This is a genomic window from Amycolatopsis azurea DSM 43854, assembly GCF_001995215.1.
Taxonomy (GTDB): Bacteria; Actinomycetota; Actinomycetes; order Mycobacteriales; family Pseudonocardiaceae; genus Amycolatopsis; species Amycolatopsis azurea.
In genome coordinates this window covers 131,913-148,817 of the sequence record NZ_MUXN01000003.1, presented here as the reverse complement: position 1 = coordinate 148,817, position 16,905 = coordinate 131,913, and the positions used below count along the sequence as shown (strand labels likewise).

Annotated in this window: 18 protein-coding genes; 8 read left to right on the top strand and 10 right to left on the bottom strand. The window is 66.6% G+C overall.

The window, feature by feature from the left end:
- Positions 1 to 12: 12 nt before the first annotated feature.
- Positions 13 to 795: a S1 family peptidase gene (locus B0293_RS06160; protein WP_005162138.1), complete on the bottom strand. Its 783-nt coding sequence runs from the start codon at positions 793 to 795 to the stop codon at positions 13 to 15.
- 279 nt (positions 796 to 1,074) lie between these two features.
- Positions 1,075 to 1,857, bottom strand: coding sequence for a hypothetical protein (locus B0293_RS06155; protein ID WP_005162135.1), 783 nt, complete (start codon positions 1,855 to 1,857; stop codon positions 1,075 to 1,077).
- A 229-nt stretch (positions 1,858 to 2,086) separates the two neighbouring features.
- Between B0293_RS06155 and B0293_RS06150 the strand changes: the two genes are divergently transcribed.
- Together B0293_RS06150 and B0293_RS06145 are read left to right on the top strand one after the other, a co-directional pair.
- Complete coding sequence (locus tag B0293_RS06150) at positions 2,087 to 2,992, top strand: helix-turn-helix domain-containing protein (protein WP_052014529.1); 906 nt, start codon at positions 2,087 to 2,089, stop codon at positions 2,990 to 2,992.
- Positions 2,989 to 3,204 (top strand): DUF397 domain-containing protein, encoded by a 216-nt coding sequence (locus B0293_RS06145; protein ID WP_039919046.1) that lies wholly within the window; start codon positions 2,989 to 2,991, stop codon positions 3,202 to 3,204. The genes B0293_RS06150 and B0293_RS06145 overlap by 4 nt, the downstream gene beginning before the upstream one ends.
- 960 nt (positions 3,205 to 4,164) lie before the next feature.
- Here B0293_RS06145 and B0293_RS06140 read toward each other — a convergent pair.
- The 4 genes from B0293_RS06140 to B0293_RS06125 form a co-directional block, all read right to left on the bottom strand.
- Positions 4,165 to 4,875 (bottom strand): SDR family NAD(P)-dependent oxidoreductase, encoded by a 711-nt coding sequence (locus B0293_RS06140; protein WP_005162127.1) that lies wholly within the window; start codon positions 4,873 to 4,875, stop codon positions 4,165 to 4,167.
- The gene (locus B0293_RS06135; RefSeq protein WP_063936656.1) at positions 4,872 to 5,990 is read right to left on the bottom strand and encodes an ROK family transcriptional regulator; all 1,119 of its coding nucleotides are present in this window, start codon (positions 5,988 to 5,990) and stop codon (positions 4,872 to 4,874) included. Before B0293_RS06135 ends, B0293_RS06140 begins: the two co-directional genes overlap by 4 nt.
- The gene (locus tag B0293_RS06130) at positions 5,987 to 7,279 is read right to left on the bottom strand and encodes an MFS transporter (protein ID WP_245192013.1); all 1,293 of its coding nucleotides are present in this window, start codon (positions 7,277 to 7,279) and stop codon (positions 5,987 to 5,989) included. The genes B0293_RS06135 and B0293_RS06130 overlap by 4 nt, the downstream gene beginning before the upstream one ends.
- A gap of 189 nt (positions 7,280 to 7,468) precedes the next feature.
- Positions 7,469 to 7,888 (bottom strand): MarR family winged helix-turn-helix transcriptional regulator, encoded by a 420-nt coding sequence (locus B0293_RS06125; RefSeq protein ID WP_005162119.1) that lies wholly within the window; start codon positions 7,886 to 7,888, stop codon positions 7,469 to 7,471.
- Between the two features lie 56 nt (positions 7,889 to 7,944).
- Between B0293_RS06125 and B0293_RS06120 the strand changes: the two genes are divergently transcribed.
- Both B0293_RS06120 and B0293_RS06115 read left to right on the top strand, forming a co-directional pair.
- Complete coding sequence (locus tag B0293_RS06120; protein ID WP_005162116.1) at positions 7,945 to 8,469, top strand: DUF6790 family protein; 525 nt, start codon at positions 7,945 to 7,947, stop codon at positions 8,467 to 8,469.
- Between the two features lie 23 nt (positions 8,470 to 8,492).
- Positions 8,493 to 9,116, top strand: coding sequence for a TMEM175 family protein (locus B0293_RS06115; RefSeq protein WP_005162114.1), 624 nt, complete (start codon positions 8,493 to 8,495; stop codon positions 9,114 to 9,116).
- 10 nt (positions 9,117 to 9,126) lie between these two features.
- Here B0293_RS06115 and B0293_RS06110 read toward each other — a convergent pair whose 3' ends face one another.
- The 4 genes from B0293_RS06110 to B0293_RS06095 form a co-directional block, all read right to left on the bottom strand.
- A complete protein-coding gene (locus tag B0293_RS06110) occupies positions 9,127 to 9,750 on the bottom strand; it encodes a DUF3558 family protein (protein WP_143254507.1) in 624 nt (207 codons plus the stop codon).
- Positions 9,751 to 10,075: 325 nt separating this feature from the next.
- Positions 10,076 to 11,251, bottom strand: a complete 1,176-nt coding sequence (ftsZ, locus tag B0293_RS06105) for a cell division protein FtsZ (RefSeq protein ID WP_143254511.1) — start codon at positions 11,249 to 11,251, stop codon at positions 10,076 to 10,078.
- 185 nt (positions 11,252 to 11,436) lie between these two features.
- Positions 11,437 to 12,063, bottom strand: coding sequence for an RNA polymerase sigma factor (locus B0293_RS06100; protein ID WP_005162109.1), 627 nt, complete (start codon positions 12,061 to 12,063; stop codon positions 11,437 to 11,439).
- Entirely contained in the window at positions 12,060 to 12,305 is a 246-nt protein-coding gene (locus B0293_RS06095) for a hypothetical protein (protein WP_005162107.1), read from the bottom strand. Before B0293_RS06095 ends, B0293_RS06100 begins: the two co-directional genes overlap by 4 nt.
- 791 nt (positions 12,306 to 13,096) lie before the next feature.
- Between B0293_RS06095 and B0293_RS06090 the strand changes: the two genes are divergently transcribed.
- The 4 genes from B0293_RS06090 to B0293_RS06075 all read left to right on the top strand — a co-directional run bounded on the left by B0293_RS06090 (position 13,097) and on the right by B0293_RS06075 (position 16,806).
- Entirely contained in the window at positions 13,097 to 13,891 is a 795-nt protein-coding gene (locus B0293_RS06090; RefSeq protein ID WP_005162105.1) for a hypothetical protein, read from the top strand.
- A gap of 66 nt (positions 13,892 to 13,957) precedes the next feature.
- On the top strand, positions 13,958 to 15,667 hold the full coding sequence (locus B0293_RS06085) for a fatty acyl-AMP ligase (protein ID WP_005162099.1): 1,710 nt from the start codon (positions 13,958 to 13,960) through the stop codon (positions 15,665 to 15,667).
- A gap of 36 nt (positions 15,668 to 15,703) precedes the next feature.
- Positions 15,704 to 15,976, top strand: coding sequence for an acyl carrier protein (locus tag B0293_RS06080; protein WP_005162096.1), 273 nt, complete (start codon positions 15,704 to 15,706; stop codon positions 15,974 to 15,976).
- A 14-nt stretch (positions 15,977 to 15,990) separates the two neighbouring features.
- On the top strand, positions 15,991 to 16,806 hold the full coding sequence (locus B0293_RS06075; RefSeq protein ID WP_005162092.1) for a hypothetical protein: 816 nt from the start codon (positions 15,991 to 15,993) through the stop codon (positions 16,804 to 16,806).
- Positions 16,807 to 16,905 lie beyond the last annotated feature (99 nt).

The window sequence follows — 16,905 nt, the reverse complement described above, 5'->3', positions numbered from 1 at the left end:
GAGCCGGACCTGTCAGCGAAGGTCGGCACCACCGCCGGTGGTCTGCGCCACCCAGTCCTTGTAGGCCACCACCGAGGTGTAGATGGACGGTCCGGTCGCGCAGGTGGCGTCACCGTTGCCACTGCGGCTGGTGTCGCCGATGAGCCGCCATTCCTCGCCGCTCTTCACGATCTGCGGTCCGCCGGAGTCGCCGTAGCAGGCACCCGAATTCTGGTTCGGGTTGTCCGTGCACAGCTCGACCTTGCCGTCGATGTCGGTGCACTTGTCGGCTTCGAGCACCTTGGTGTCCAGCTGCTGCAGCTCGTCGGGGACCTCACCGCAACCCCGGGTCGGGCAGGTCTGGCCCCAGCCGATGATCCGCGACTCGGTGCCCGGGTCGGCCTTGTCGGCGAGCTGGATCGGCTTGGAGGTGGCCTTCGCCGCCAGCTTGACCAGTGCGATGTCCGCGCCGGGCTTCTGGCCGTCGTAGTCCGGGTGCACCTTGATCTCCGCGGCCTGGGCCTCCTCCCCGCCCTGGGCCCAGGTCTTGGTGCCGATCCTCATTTTGACCTGCTCCGGCGTGCCGTCCACCACGCAGTGCGCGGCGGTGAGCACCCACTCCTCGCTGATCAGCGATCCGCCGCAGAAGTGGCTGCCGCTGGACTGCAGCGAAACCATGAACGAGTAGACCTGGTCCGCCGGCTGCCCGCCGATGATCTTCGGCGTGATCGGGTCGGCGCTCGCCGGTACGGCGGTGATCACGGCGATTCCGCAAGCCGCGGCCGCCAGTCCGGCGGCCATGAAACGTGCCTTCATAGTGCGTTCCTTCCGGGTCCCCTTTGGACGAGTCCTCACGGAAGGTAGGGATCCCTGGCCGTCGAACGAAACCTACTCACGTAGGTCGCCGGTCGACGCGGTCGCGTCAGGGGCCGCCTCCCTATCCCGTTCGAATGACCGTTTCCACCGAAAAGTCGCTGGTAGTGGCCGTGGCGACGGGACCACTTCTCGATACGCGCTTTTTCCAAACGGTAAATGGTAATTTCCCGTCCACGACGATCGACGAAAGTAGGTGGCCCCGTCCTCCCGGGTCCGCGCCTATCGTCTTGGACCCCGTCGCGTCGGTCGTGTACAAGAGCCTTGACGCGGGATTCGCGAGCCCGCGTTCAAGGGGCGAGACGCGCTGGAGGCACTGACGAGGACCGTCCATCCTCGCGTTTCCGTCTCCTTGTTTTTGACCTCCACGGGGACGTACGACGACGCGTTGCTGGATTCGCTGTGCTGGATCACTTCGTCGAAAAACCACTCGGAGCCGATGATGGCGAGGATCGCCGAACTGCCCGCGAGCGCCACTTTGAGCGATGGCGTGTCGAGGATCCTGAAGGCGTGGATTATCGAGTAGCCGGTGACTCCGTAGTCGTCGTAGGTGATCTCTCCCGCGTGCAAGGCAAGCCGAAGGCGCATCTGCTCTTCCTGCGGATGCGTCGAATTGTGTCTCGTCAGTTCCAGTGCGAGGTGGCCGGGAAGAGAGTCGACGAACAGGGCTTTCGGCGTCTCCGCACGGCAGAGAATCAGGATGCCGTCACCACGGTCTTCGCGATGGCACGACAGCCACGGGATCCCCGCGCCTTCGAACGCCGCCCGCATCGCCTCGTAGAGCCCGCGGCGTATGCGCACTCGGTTCGCGTTACTGCGGTGACGTTGCCCGAAGCCCTCGATGTCGACCGCGACGATCGTGCAGTGGGCCGCGGCCCGGGCGACCGACTCCCGCGCCGCGGAGCGACCGGCGTCGAGACTTAACGTCGACGGCGACAGTGCATGGCCGTCCACTATGGACGGCCCGGGATGGGCTTCGAACTCGTAGTGACCAGGAGTTGACATCTGCTTCCTCCCCGTTGGCGTGCAGCATCGAACTGGCGGCACCGCCAAGAGGCCAGACGTCGGGATCCCTGGCCACGGGAGCGCCGGACTGGGGTTCCGGCGGCCCTCGCGACTCACAGGATGCGGTTTGACTGGCGGTCGGCTTGCCAGGTCACCCAGAACGATAAGTTCTGGTTGTATCCTCCGGCTACGGTGCCCGGAGTTTCGTGTGGTTACCGTAACCATGCACATGAACCAGCTTGTGCATAACCGACGACCCGAAGGGGGAGAAGTGCCACCGCCAGCATCCCCAGTGGTCGCGGCATGGGAGCTCGCTCTCCGGCTCCGCGGGCGCCGCGACCAGTTGAACGTCGACGTCAAGACCATCACAGCCACGCTGGGCTTCTCGCGCAACTACTGGTCCGCCGTCGAAAACGAACGCAAGATCCTGTCCGAGGAGAGCCTGAGCAGACTTCTGACACTCCTCGAATTCGACGACGGCGAGCGACAAGAGCTACTCGATCTGCGGCACCTGGCCAAAGAGCGCGGCTGGTGGACCCAGTATTCCAGCTTCCTCGGCAGCGAGATCCAACGCATGTTCGGCCTCGAGCTGGGCGCCCAGGGCGTCCGCGACTACGAGAGCCTGATCATTCCCGGCCTGCTGCAGACCGAAGATTACGCGAGGGCGATAATGACGCCCGCGGTCGTCGTCCGCAAAGTAGAGGTGGATCAGCGCGTCGCGGTCCGCCGGCACAGACAGGAGCGACTCTCCGGCGAAAACCCACTTCACATCACCGCGATCATCAGCGAAGCCGCGCTCCGGCAGCAGATCGGCGGCCCCGCCATCCTGCGAGCCCAGCTCGACCACCTCGCGGACATGATCGAAGGAAACCCTGAAAGGATCAGGGTTCGCATAATTCCTTTCACCGCGAAATCCTGCGGGCTCTTCGGCGCGTCCACGGTGCACATGATCGATTTCGACAACGCGAGATTGCCAACGGTGGCATGGCAGGAGACGGTCACAACCTGGGACATCATCGATAACCCGCTGCAAATCCGGGACATAACGCTGACCTACAGCGACGCCTTCGGACAGGCCTTGGACGAGCAGCAATCGCTGGAAATGATTCACCGATACGCCAGGGAACTAGATTGAACAACACCGAACTTCCGCCGACGACGAAAAATCCGGGAGGCTGGTTCAAAAGCAGCTACTCAAATGCGGCAGGCAGCTGCGTGGAAGTACGGATCCTGCATGAATCCGTACTGCTGCGCGACAGCAAAGACCGCGCGGAAAACCAGCCGACGTTCGAATTCTCCCCGAAGAGCTGGAACTCCTTTCTGAGCCACCTCGGCGAGACTCCTTAGAAGAACCGGCGCATCCGCGGCCCTTGGCCGCCCTCCCTCCCCCTGACAGCCGGTGACCTGCCTGGCAGCGGGTTCACCGCGACTCCACGACGCCCGAAGCCCGGAGGGTTTCCCCTCCGGGCTCGACTATTTCGGCTGCTTGTCGTCGCCTTCGCGAGCGATCTGCTCACGCACCGGGCCGACGTCCGACTCGAATTCGAATCGCCTGCCCTTGGCTCGGACCGGCCGCTTCGCGACAACGGCCACGACATAGATCAAAAGCAGGGTCCCACAGCCGATTGCGAATATCGCTACAATGGCATTTTCCTTTTCTTATCCGAGGGGCTGAATAACCATCGCGTTCCGCCCTGCCGCGCCAGCGGGGCTACCGAACGCTTCCCTCAGACTAGCCAGAGCGCACCCAGGCAGTCATCACCCAATGGACAGGCTCTGTAACTCACAGAGAGCTTTTTTGATCTTTGTTGCCAACCCCAACGAGTGAACGCTTTCCCCTAAAACGCACGCGCAGCAGTTTTCCGACTACCAACCCCCTGAGGATTGCTCCATTTGGATCAACGCCCCTTCGGTGCCGACACCGATGGACCATCGGCGAGTTAGTCAACAGGAAAGCGGCACTCAAGGAGGAGGTTGTCACGCCACGCGGCTTCGGGCCGAGAAGGCAAGGGGCAAGTCGCGTTTTGACGGACTCGTCTTTGCTTACCCACTGATGCTCCTGGTGGGCTCGGACGTCTGCCACAGGTCAGGCGGAGGTAGGCATAACCGGACAGGCATTGGGCCGGGGTGCCTGACCCCAAGGTGAGCGAAGGCGTGACTCGCGTGATCAGGAACGTGACTCGCGTGATCAGACAGCGAACTCGATGATCGCCGCCCGATCACGCGAGTTACGTCTCTGATCACGCGAGTTGCGTCTCTAAGCACGCGTGATCGCCATCTGATCACGAGTGATCGCCCAGCAAGGGATCACGTCGCCGGCGGCTCGGGCAGTGCGGCGGTCATCGCGCCGTCGACGGTGACAGTCTCACCGGACACGGCCCTGGCCTGAGCGCTGAGCAGGAACGCGACCACGCGCGCGACGTCGTCCGGCTGAGCGAGCTCGCCGAGTGGCTGCAGCCCGGTCAGCGCGTCGCGAGTGTCCGCGTCCTGCCAGCGACGCGCGTTACGCGGCACCATGACGAACCCCGGCCGGACGACGTTGCACCGGAGCCCGCGCGGTCCGAATTCCACCGCGGCCGCGCGGCCGAGTGCCTCCAACGCGGCCTTGGCCATCGCGTACGGCGCCTGCCCGCCCCAGGCCAGGCCCGCGTGGATCGAACTGACCAGCACCGCGGCGCACGGCTTTCCCCCGGCGCGGGCGACCAGTTGCTGCAGCGGCTCCAGCGCGGACACCGCACCGATGTCCAGCACCCTGCGCAGCGCGTCCGCCGTCTGCTCGGCGAGGGGGGCGCGATGCTCGCTAAGCAGGCAATGCACCAGCCCGGTCACGCCGCCGAGCGCGTCGAAAGCGGCGTCGATCGTGGCCGGATCGCTTGCGTCGCCACGGATCCACGGCACATCGGCCTGCTCCGGTGGCGCGACGTCCACCACCGCGACCGGTCGTCCCTCCGCCAGCAGCGCGCGCACCACGGCCGAGCCGATACCGCCCGCGCCGCCGAGCACCACCACGCCGCTCATGACCGCTCCCCGCTGGTGAAGAAGGCACGCACCACGAGTCCTGCCGCAGCGGCGACCAGCGGATCGCCCGGTGCCCGCGGCCGGACCAGCGCCTGCGGCGGTGCCGTCTCGACGCGATCGCGCACTGCTTCGAGCCATCGGTCCGAGGGCGCGCCGCTACCCCCGAGGATGATCATGTCCGGCCGCATCAGGTCGTACACCGTGTCCGCCACCAGAGCCACCTGGGCACTGCGCGCCCCGAGAAGCCCGGACGCGACCGGATCCGTGTCCGCCAGCCGGATCAGGTCCGCCAGGGAGGTCACCGTGAGCCCGGCGTTTCCGGCGGCGGCGAGCAAGGCCACGTCCGTCCCGCACTCGCCGAAGCGCCGGTGACCGCCGCCGGTGGGCCCGGGCACGAGGAGACGGCCGAAGCCGCCCTGGATGATGCCGTTCGAGCTCGTCAGAAACCCTGTCTCCGCGACGTTGCCGATGAACAGGTACGCCACGCTGTGCCGTCCCAGTCCGGCGCCGAAGGTGAGCTCGGCGCCCAGCAGGGCGGACACGTTGCCGTCCACCACGACATCGAGCCCGGTCCGCTCCCGCATCGGGTCGGCGACCCGGACGTCGTCCCACCGCAGCACTTCGTTGCGCACGACCCGGCCTGCCGCCCGGTCCACCTCACCGCCGACCGCCACTCCGACGCCCAGCACCGGACCAGGCGCCGAATCCGCCATCCCGGCCGCGAGTTCCGCGGCTTGCCGAAGCGTGGCGGCGCTGTCCGCCGGATCACGGTGCTCGACGTGCGTCCTGACGCAGTGACCGGCCAGGTCGATCAGCCCGGCCGTGGTCCGTTCGAGGCCGAGGTGCACGCCGACCGCGTACCGGCTGGACGAGTCCAGCTCCACCGGCACCCTGGGCCTGCCGATACCGGTGGACCGCTCGACGAGTTCACGGACGACGCCGACGGACAGCAAAGGCTCGAGGATCCTGCTGACGCTGCCGTGGTTGAGGGACAGTTCCTTCGCGATGTCACTGCGCGCCAGAGGACCGCGCTGGACGAGCAGCTGCAGCACGGCGGCCGTGTTGGCCTGCCTCGCCTGACGCGGCCGGCTTCCGCTGAGACCTGGGTGGTTCATCCTCGTTCCGGCTTTCCGGACTCGACACCGTTGGTTTCCTCGAGTTCGACGCCGGTCGTGGCCAGCCACGGCGACACCACCACGATCAGCGCGCTGACCAGGAACGCGCACGCGTACCACGCGACGACCGCGATGCCGTGTTTCTGCGCCAGCATGGGCGCCAGGAACACGTTGAGCGCGATCGCGAGCCGCGTCACGCACTGCGCGATCCCGGATCCCAGGCCCCGCAACGAAGTGGGGAACGCCTCGGTGCTCCACACCCAGGACAGCACGCCCGGGCCGAACCAGGTCAGCATGGCGTACACGATCCAGAAGGCCACCAGGCCGACGCCTGCCCGCTCGCCGGTGAACGCGATGCCCAGCCCGGCGGCGAACACCCCGAGGCATGTCCACACGCCCAGCCAGCGTCGGTTGATCCGGTCGATGACCGCGGCGCCGGCCACCACGGCGATCAGCCCCACCACGAAGCCCAGCAAGGAGAAGTACAGGGTGTTGGAGACCCCGATGCCGGTACTGCTGATGATCAACGGTCCCGCGACCGTCGCCACCGCGCCGCCGAAGGCCTGGATGGCGAAGAACGCCGTGACCGTCGCCAGCCGCCGCCACGCGCCACCGGCCAGCAGCATCCGGTAGCTCCGCTTCTCGGAGACCTCGCGCTTCGGCGGTTCCAGCCCGAGTGCGTCGTAGATCCGCCGCGCCTCCTCCACACGACCGCGCGCGCTCAGCCACCGGGGCGATTCCGGCAGGAACTGCCGCGCCACCAGCACCGCCGCCGCGGGCAGCGCGGCCAGGCCGAACAGCCACCGCCAGGTCTCGTCGCCGAACAACGGCTGGAGCGCGAGAGCGAGCAGGACCGACGTGATGGCGCCACTCAGCCACATCATGTTGGGCAGGCTGCCCGCGATCCGGCCCCGCCGGGACTTGGGCGCGATCTCGGTGAGGAAGGCGTGCGAGGTCGGGATGTCCATGCCCACCGCGACACCGAGCACGAACCTGGCCGCGACCAGTTGCCACACGTCCTGGACGAACGCGGCGGCGAGGGAGGCCACTACGAAGACCACCAGGTTGATCATGAAGATCACCCGGCGGCCGAACCGGTCGGACAGATCGCCGAAGACCACCAGGCCGAGCGCCGTGCCCACGAACGCCGCCGCGGTCACGAGCCCGACCTGGGACGCGCTGAGGTGGAACGACGGCTTGAGGAACAGGACGGCGGCGCCGATGACGAGCAGGTCGTAGCCGTCGATGAACTCGCCGAACGCGACCAGCCTGCCGGTCCAGTTCCGCACGAACCGTGCCCGCCTCGGTGACATCGAGGGCCGGCTCGCTATCCCTGACACCATCAGGTTTCCTCCCCACCGCGCCTTTTGTGCGACGAACACCAAAGTACGGGCAGGTTCGGTCCCCCGGCGCGGATCCGGCGCCTTCGGAGACGATCGGCCAGCCGGGGCGAACCGATCAGGCAATCGGAGGCGCCCTCAGTCGGGCGTGAGGATTTCGGCCAGCCGAAGGGTGTCTTCGAGGTAGCGCTCGTAAGGGAATCCGGCCGCGACGAGTGCCGTGCGGAACTCGTCGTAGAGCGGCTTCCCGGCCTCATGGAAGGCTTTCCGGCCGGACTCGGTGAGCCGGACCAGCCGTCGCCGCGCGTGTTCGGGGTCGACGACGATCCGCACCAGGCCGTCCGCTTCGAGCGGCCGCAGTGCCCGGCTGATCGCCGGGTCGGACACCGACATCGCCTGCGCGAGCCGATGCTGCGTCGCCGGCTCGATGTCCTCCAAGGTGCCGAGAAGCCGTATCTGACTGTAGGTCAGCCCGTCGAGGTCATCGGTGCGCCGCCGGGTCGCCTCACCCATCAGCATGACCACGCGGTGCAGCAAGTCTGCGAGTCCGTCGTCCACGGCCTTACCGTACCAGAGTGTTGACAAGTTAATATTAACTGGTTAAGACTGAGGGCATGGACAACGTCTCTTACCTCGCCCAATCCGCCTTCCCCCTGGTCTGGGTCGTGGTGCCCGCCATCGGAGCCACCATCCGGGCCCGCCACGCCTCGTCCCCGCGAGAACGACTCGAGATCTGGCAGCGCTGGTGGGCCATCGGCGCCTTCGGCTGCGGCAGCCTCTGGATGACGGTCGCGTTCCTCGCCTTCCCGGACGTCATGGCCACGGCGATCGGCTTCGACCGGACGCCCTTCCTGTTCGAGATCGCCTTCGCCAATCTCGGCATGGCCCTTCTGGGTTTCCGGGCCGCCTCGGCCTCCGCGCGGGAGCGCATCACGATCGGCATCGGCGGCGGGATGTTCCTCTGGGGAGCCGTGATCGGCCACGTCTACCAGTGGTTCGCCAACGGTGACCACGCGCCCGGCAACACCGGCGGGGTCCTCGTCACCGACATCCTGCTCCCGGCGGTCATGATCATCCTGGCCGTGCGGTCCCGGCGCTTCGAGACCACGCCACGACCGGCCGCGGAAATCGCGGTCTGAGACCACGGAAGCCGGCCCTCACCATGACATCCCCAGCGATCGAAAAGGCCGCCGCCGAGCGGCTCACCATCTTCGCCGACGCGGTGATCGCGATCGCACTCACCCTGCTGGCCCTCGATCTCCCGATCCCCCACGGAGACACCACCGACGCCATGCTGAATTCGGTGTCGGACCACGGCAAGGAATACATCGCCTTCGCGCTCAGTTTCGTGGTGATCGCCGCGCACTGGCGCGCCCACCACGAGATCTTCCCCCATGTCCGCTCACTGAACGGCCGGCTGATCAGCCTCAACCTGGTCTGGCTGTTCATGCAGGTCCTGATGCCGTTCGCGACACGGGTGCTCACCGCCGACGGTGCCTTCGCCCCCCGGTTCAGCCTGTACGCGCTCGTACAGGTTCTGGCGTCCGCGTCGTTCGCGCTGATCATCCGGGAGCTCCGGCGCGGACACCTCCAGCGGACCGACGACCCGCCCCGGGTGTTCGCCCAGAGCCTGACGCGCAGCATCTGCCTGGCCGCCGTGTTCGGGGTGTCGATTCCCATCGCGTTCCTGATCAACGGCAGCGGCGCCTACCTGTGCTGGCTCGCGGCACCGATCGCACTCGCCGTCGCCCGCCGGGTTCAGGACCGCAAGCCGTCCGGCGCCTGATCTCGCCGCGCTAACCCGAGATTCTCGACATGGCGGCCTGCGCCACCCGCTTCACGAACGCACAATTCTCGTTCATGTCCGGAATCCCGGACAATGAGCCCGAATCGATTTCCAGGTGGGTCGCCGTACTCACCTCCACCGCGATCAGGCAGTTCATCGGCGCCTTACGATGCACGATCTTTTTGGCTTCACGTCCGTTGATCTGCTCCCGGCTTACTTCGAAATCGTCCGTGAGCGGGGCGACCTTCGCCACACCCGACTCATGGAAGCCGATGCCCACCTCGGTCGCACCGCTCCACCCGCACCCGGAACGACGGGAACCTCCCATCTTGTGCGGCCGATCCCATGGCCGGCTCCGGCCGGCCAAACCCAACGCCTGCCTGTCCGCGTCGGTGAGCAAAGCGCAGAGATCCGCCCCGGTGAGGCTCGCCGACGACGGTGGGATCGACACGCTGACAGACGGAGAAGCAGCACTCGGATCGGCGCCGTTTTCCGCGGAACCACAGGCTCCGAGAGACACCAGAGCGGCCACCGTGAGGAACCGCGACGATCGCTTGCTCATCACTTTCCCGCCTCCGACAAAGACGTACCCGAACAGGAATCCGGATGCCGCGCTCGGCCGCCATTCAATCACGTCGCGAAGACGATCTCCACCGTACTGCCACGCAACACCACTTTGTCATTTCAATGAATGTCATTACCTGCGCATGTTCGACAGCGCGCGAAAGGAACCGACGTCCGCCGGCGAGGTGCCCCAGGCCGATCCGTCCGGGGAATCATCGAACCGCCGTGGTGCTCGGAAACGTTCTCCGAAGTGCTACAAGCCTCAGGGCGGTGGTCCTGCACCGGCCCGGCGGCCCGCTGACCTCCGACGTCATCCGTCAATGCTGCGGTACCGCCTGAACGGACGGGCGATGCCGGACGCCAGAACCATTCGCCGTCGTCCGGCATCCCTGGTTTCACCCCGCCGACAGTCCGCCATGATCCGAACCCGAACCGAGCAGTCCCTCCTCTTCCTCGGGGAACGGTTCCGGCCGGAACCGTTGCCGGTGGTGCATCTCGGCGGGCGGGGGCACGGGTGGCCCACCGCTTTTTTGTTGTCCGGCTTGATGCCGGGTGGCGGCAGGGCGCTCCGCCTGGCTCCTCGGCGCGTCGAATCCGGCGGCGATCACCGTCACGTGGACCTCGTCGCCGAGCGCGTCGTCGATGACGGCGCCGAAGATGAGATGCGCGTCCGGGTGCAGGGTTTCCTGGACCAGCGACGCGGCCTCGTTGACTTCGAACAGGCCGAGGTCGGATCCACCGGCGATGACCAGCAGCGCGCCGCGCGCACCGTCGATCGACGTCTCCAGCAAAGGCGAGGCGATCGCCCGCTGAGTGGCCTCGACCGCGCGGCCTTCTCCCCTCGCGGTGCCCACGCCCATGATCGCCTTTCCCGCGCCGGACAACACACTCCGCACGTCGGCGAAGTCGAGGTTGATGAGACCGGGAGTGGTGATGATCTCGGTGATGCCCTGCACCCCCGACATGAGGACTTCGTCCGCCACCCGGAACGCGTCCAGCACGGACACCGACCGGTCACCGACCTGGAGCAGGCGGTCGTTCGGGATCACGATCAGGGCGTCGCACTCGCTTCCGAGCACCTCGACGCCTTCGGCGGCCTGCTTGATCCGGCGCTTCCCCTCGAAGGAGAACGGGCGGGTGACCACCCCGACGGTCAGGGCTCCGAGCTGGCGAGCGATCCTGGCGACGACCGGAGCGCCGCCGGTCCCCGTCCCACCGCCCTCACCCGCCGTCACGAACACCAGGTGCGCGCCCTTCAGCAGGTGCTCGATCTCCTCTCGGTGGTCGAGCGCGGCTTGGTAACCCACGGCGGGATCGGCGCCCGCGCCGAGACCACGGGTCAGAGCGCGGCCGATGTCGAGTTTGGCGTCGGCGTCGGACATCAGGAGCGCCTGCGCGTCGGTGTTGATCGCGAGGTACTCGACGCCCTTGATCCCGGCCTCGATCATCCGGTCGACCGCGTTCGCGCCACCTCCGCCGATCCCGACCACCTTGATCACCGGGTGATAGTCGGCGCTGGTGAACGGTGCGGCGGCCGCGGTCAGGGTCGTGGGCGGCACGCTCCCCGGCATGATCTCCTCGCGATCCCGCCGAGCCTGGATCGCGTCGGCGGCGATCGCCGCGAGCCGGGCCTTCTCTTCTCCCGGCAGGGCGGCCAGGTCGTCGCGGAGCCGGGACAAGGGAAGGCGCAGTCCAGGCGGCCGGGGTGGAACGGGCTGACGGCCATGGTCGGCCAGCCGGTCGAGGATCTCGTCGTTCATCGTTCTTCCCCCGCCGTTCCGGTCTGCGGCTTCTTCCGTGCGGTCGGACCGTCGCCGTGCCCGTCGAGCAACCCGCCCGTGTGCAGGTTGGTCTTCGCTTTGGCGAGCAGCCTTTTGACGCCGTTGACGGAGATCCCCATGAGGCCGGCGGTCATGTCGTAGGGCAACCGGTCCAGATAGACCAGGACGAGCGCTTCCCGCTGCCGGTCGTGCAGGCAGCCCAGCGCGCGCTCGACGTCGATCTTGCGGTCGATCTGCGCGTAGGGATCGCTCAGCGCGTCGAACAGCAGGGCGAAGTCCGACGGCGGCGCCGGCGTGACCCGGTCGGCCGCCTTCCACCAGTCCGCGATCATGAACCGCGCGATACCGAAGAGCAGTTTCCGTTGCTCACAAGGCGGTATCCGATCGTGGTCGGCACGAGCCACGAGTGCTCGCAAGCAGTCGACGTAGATGTCCTGAGCGGCGTCCGCGTCACGTCCGACCCGCCGGAGGATGCTCGCGTAGAGCCGGTCCAGCAGATCTTCGTCATGCCCGTCGAGGAGGGACGCCAGTGAATCCCGACGCCCCTCCCCGGGTCTGCCGTCACCGTCCCGCGCGGCCGGCTCATCGACCGGTCCGCTCACGACGGCGTGTCCGCCACCGTGATCTTGAGGGACCAGCGGGCACCGTCCGGATCCTCGGCTTCGATTTCCGCGCCGACCCGGGAACCGGCCAAGGTTCTGGCCAGTGCGATCATCGTGTCACCACGGCGGCGGGTCATCGTCGCTGAATCGCAGGCCTTGACCACCGAGTCGGCCAGCCTGACCACACCGGGACGGCGGACCACCACCCAGTCGTCGGACGTGGCGCGCGCTTGCTCGGCCATCGCGTTCTCCTTACCTGTTTCGGCGCTGTCGACCGCTACATCGGTGACACGAGCCGAAATGGGTACCGGACGCCGCGGATTCGTCACTCGCTCGTGACGGACGTCTTCGCACGCCGCTGTACGTTTTTGACGAACCACGGCGTTCCGGGATCGGCGACGCGAACGCAAGTCCACCCCGGCGCCGTCGCCCTCATCCTGTGGACCAACTCCTGTCTCAGCACAGCTCGATGGATGCGCCAGACGGATTACGGCCCAGGCAGGCCACGGCACCCGCCTCCCCCAGACCCCCGAAATCGACGGCAACCGGGGTCTCGATATTCCATGCGCAAACGACAATACCAGCCATTCTTTCCAGATCATTCCGGGCACGATAAATGGTGCACACCTTCAATCTCGATGACAATAAACCGCCGCTCCGATTCACTACCGCCACACGAAACGCTTGGCCTGACACTCTTCAAGTCCGACTTCGGGAACAACCAGCTCAATGCCAGGATATTCGTCCACACGGCCGATTCGCGTGCGACGCAAAGCACACTGTGTCGCCACAAGCAACCGGCGGCGAGCTCGATCTGATGAAAACCGCGCAAGGGCGGGGAACGTGACTGGTGCACGGTTTGGACGTTGGCTAGCCTCGAATCGAGCGGCATTCGCGGCGGCAATCCATCCCGGTATCTCCCGAAAGGGAATCATGTCCAAGCGAGCCGCGCCGATCGACGATGAGAACGCCGGAATCCGCACCTCGTCCCGGATCACTGCGCAGTGCTTCACCCCTCAGACAAGGAGCAGTCATGTCCACGATCAGCCAGTCCCAGTCGCGCCGAGAAGCCGTGGAGGTCGCGCTGTGGGAGATGCCTTCTCCCGAGTCGGACGCCGCCACGTTGGCCTTGATCTCGGACGTCGAAGCCGGGGACAACGACCAGGCGGTGGGAAACAAGGCGGGCGGAGACGGCAGTTCACTACCCGATCTGGGGCCTCTGGCCAAGTTCAACTCGTGGGAGTCCGTCGGCAGCACCATCGTGCACAAGGCCGTGACCCTCAGCAAGTTCAACCCGGGGAGCGCGACCTTCGACCCGGTCGCCTGGAACAACTTCCTCCAGAAGTTCTCCACGATCCCGTTCTTCCTGACCTACACCTTCGACAACCGGTATGCCTCCATCAGCAAGATCTCCCTGGAAAAGGGGGTCAACGCGGTGTCGGACCTGGTCGAGAACATCATGACACCGGAAAACTTCAAAGGCATCGTGACGACCATCAAGAAGATCGCCACGCTGGCGCTCGAGAACGAGGGGCAAAAGCAGAAGAACTCCAACCAGCAGGTCGGAGTCCTGTCGCGCCACAACCGAAGCCTCTACCTGGGGGCCGTCCGGACCGACGTGCAAATGGAGTACAAGTCGGGCAAGGGATACGAGCAGCTGCGCCAGGACATCAACGTCTACCGCGGCTACGGCGTACTCGACTTCGACAAGTGCAAGCGCAACGCCGAGACACTGCTGAAATGGGACGGGCAGGACGTGGACGACTGGGAGAAGGACACGGCCAGCTCCGCGAAACCGCCCAACGAAAGCCCTGCCTGGAACCAGTAAGCCGCCGCGCCGTCCATCCGGCTCCCGGGGCCGCGCCCCCGGGAGCCTTCACCCCAGGCAGGTCCCATGTTCGCCCAAGAAGCGCCGCCTTCCGAAGGAGCGGTCACCTCGACCTTCGCTCAGGTGCTCGTCGAGAATCTCGGCCACTCGGACAGCGGTTACACCTTCATCCGAGAGGACGGGCACGAGCACTTCGTGAGCTGGTCGGCACTGTCACGGGAGGCCCTCCGCCGGGGGCGCCTGCTGCTTCAGAGCGGGCTGCGCAAAGGAGAGCGCATCGCGTTGTTCCTCCCCGAGGAGCGGGAGTTCGTCTTCACGTTCCTGGGCGCGGTTTCGGTGGGCGTCGTCCCTGTTCCCCTGTACCCGCCCATGGGCTTCGGCAAGTTCGAGGCGTACTGCGAGGACGCCGCCCATATCCTCCGCTCGTCGGGAGCCAGCGCGGTCTGGATGCCCCGGAAACTGGCGGATCTGCTGGCTCCGCTCCTTCAGGCTGTCGAGGGCTTGCGGGCCGTCGTCTCGGAGGAGTTCTTCGCCGAGCCTTTGGTGGAGGGCGCGCCCCGGCCCGAGGCGATCGGACCGGAGGACGTGATGTTCTTGCAGTTCACCTCGGGGAGCACGGCGGCTCCCAAGGGAGTGCGGGTCACGCACGCCGGCGTGCTCGCGAACTGCGCGGCCATCACCAGCGCCCTTCGCCTCGAGCGCGGGCGAGACCGGGGCGTGAGCTGGCTGCCCATGTATCACGACATGGGACTGGTCGGTTTCGTGCTGACACCGCTGATCACGCGTTGCCCGGTGAGCTTCCTCCCGGCGTTGCGCTTCGCGTTCTCACCGAGGATCTGGCTGGAAACCGTGAGCCGTCACCGTGCGACAGTGACCTTCGCGCCCAACTTCGGTCTGGCGCTGGCCGTCAAACACACCTCGGCGGAGGATCTCCGACGGCTGGACCTGTCCTGCTTGCGGGTCGTGGGCTGCGGCGCCGAGCCCAACCATCCGGAGACGCTGCGTTCCTTCGCGGCGCACTTCGCGGCGGCGGGACTGCGGCCAGGGGTGGTGGCACCGTGCTACGGCATGGCGGAGGCGACGCTCGCGATCTCGTTGAGCGAGATCGGGGTTCCGTGCGCCCCGGATGTCGTCCGGAGTGAGGAGTACCACGCGAGCGGCCTCGCCCGGCCGGCCTCGAACGCGGAGGCCCCCGGGGCGCGGGTGGCGTTCGTGCCGTGCGGACGCCCCATCGAGGGTCATCGAATCCTCATCGTGGACGACGAGGGGAATCCGCTCCCGGAGCGGCACATCGGTGAAGTGGTCTTCCAGGGGCCGAGTGTGGCCGCGGGCTACCACGGTGACCCGGAGGCGACGCGACAGAACTTCACGGCCCAGGGCCTGCGTACAGGGGATTGCGGCTACCTGGCGGACGGCGTCCTTTACGTGACGAGCCGCAAGAAGGACCTTCTGATCATCAATGGGCGCAATCGCGACCCCCAGACGGTGGAGTGGGCAGCGGCCGAGGTGCCCGGCCTCCGCAAGGGCAACGTCGTGGCCTTCACCCGGCCAGGCCCGGCCACGGAAGAGGTGGTGCTCGTCGCCGAACTCCGCGACGGGGACGCGGCCGCGGTGGCACGACAGGTCCGCGGCCACATCCAGGCGAAGCTGTCGCTGCCCGTGGCGGAGGTCCTGCTGCTGGCGCTGGGCGAGCTGCCCAAGACCTCCAGCGGCAAGGTGCAGCGAAGCAAGACGCGGCAGCAGTATCTCGAAGGAGTTCTCCGTCAAGCGAACTGAACGCCATCATCCACGCACCCCCGACGAGGAGCACCCATGAACACCCAGCTGATGATCCCCCAGGAGCGAGAGCAGCTGCACTCGCTGATCCGTGAGAAGTTGGAGTGTGCCGAGGAGATCGAGGACACCACATTGGTGAGGGAGCTTCCAGGGGTCGACTCCATGAAGCTCCTCCGCCTCTTGGGTGCGGTCGAACTGGGTTTCCAGGTCAACTTGGGTTTCGAGGCCATCCCCCAGGTACAAACGGTGCGGGACATCGAGCACTTGATCTGCGATTCGCGCGAGCGGTACGCCTCGCGCGCGTCCTGAGCACGGAGGGCGACGTGAGGACGCTGAATCAGGAGCAGATGCGCCGGGAGGCGCTGGAGATCGCCATCTGGGCCGAGGGTGAGCGGGTGTTCCCGCAAGACGTGCTGGCGAAGCTCGAACTGCTCGACCCCGACGGCCACGCGCTCGCCGACGGCAACCAGGAGACAGGTGTCGGCAATGCTTATGAAGGAGATGGCAGCAGGCTGCCCGACCTGGGGCCTTTGGCGTCCTTCGGCTCCTGGCAGTCCGTGGCCGCCACCATCCTGCGCAAGACCGACGATTCCGCCGGTTTCGATCAGTCTTCCACGCTGTTCGCCATCATCCGGTGGATCATCTTCGAGCACCAGTTCATGACAATGCCGTTTCTCGCCAACATCATCAGCGACAGCCGCAGCGTGTCGATCTCGTCCCTTTCCCTGTCGCCGGCCATCTCGGCGGTGACCGACCTGATCGGCGGGCTGGTGACGCCGGACGCGCTCACCGGCATCATCAACTCTCTCAAGAAGATCGGCCAGCTGGCGGTCGAGAACAAGGGCCACGAGCAGAAGAACAGCAACGTGCAGCAGGGGGTCCTGACCATCGTGAACGGGGACCTGCGCCTCGGGCTGCTCCGCACCACGGTGCGGATGCAGTACCGGACTGGCAAGGGGTACCAGCAGCTCAATCAGCAGATCACCGTCAGCCGCCTTTTCGGGAGCCTCGACTACGACAAGTGCATCCGTAACGCCGAGACACTGCTGAGGTGGGACGGGCAGGACGTGGACAGCTGGGTGAGGACCGCCTCCAGCTCCCCCTATCCCCCCAACACCAGCCCGGCTTGGAGCGACTGAGTCACCACAGGCGGCTTCATGCGGTTGCGCCGTATGTCCTATATGGACTGTGACTGCGCGGCCGGGGGCATCGTCGGAGGCGATCTCCTGGGCGTACCT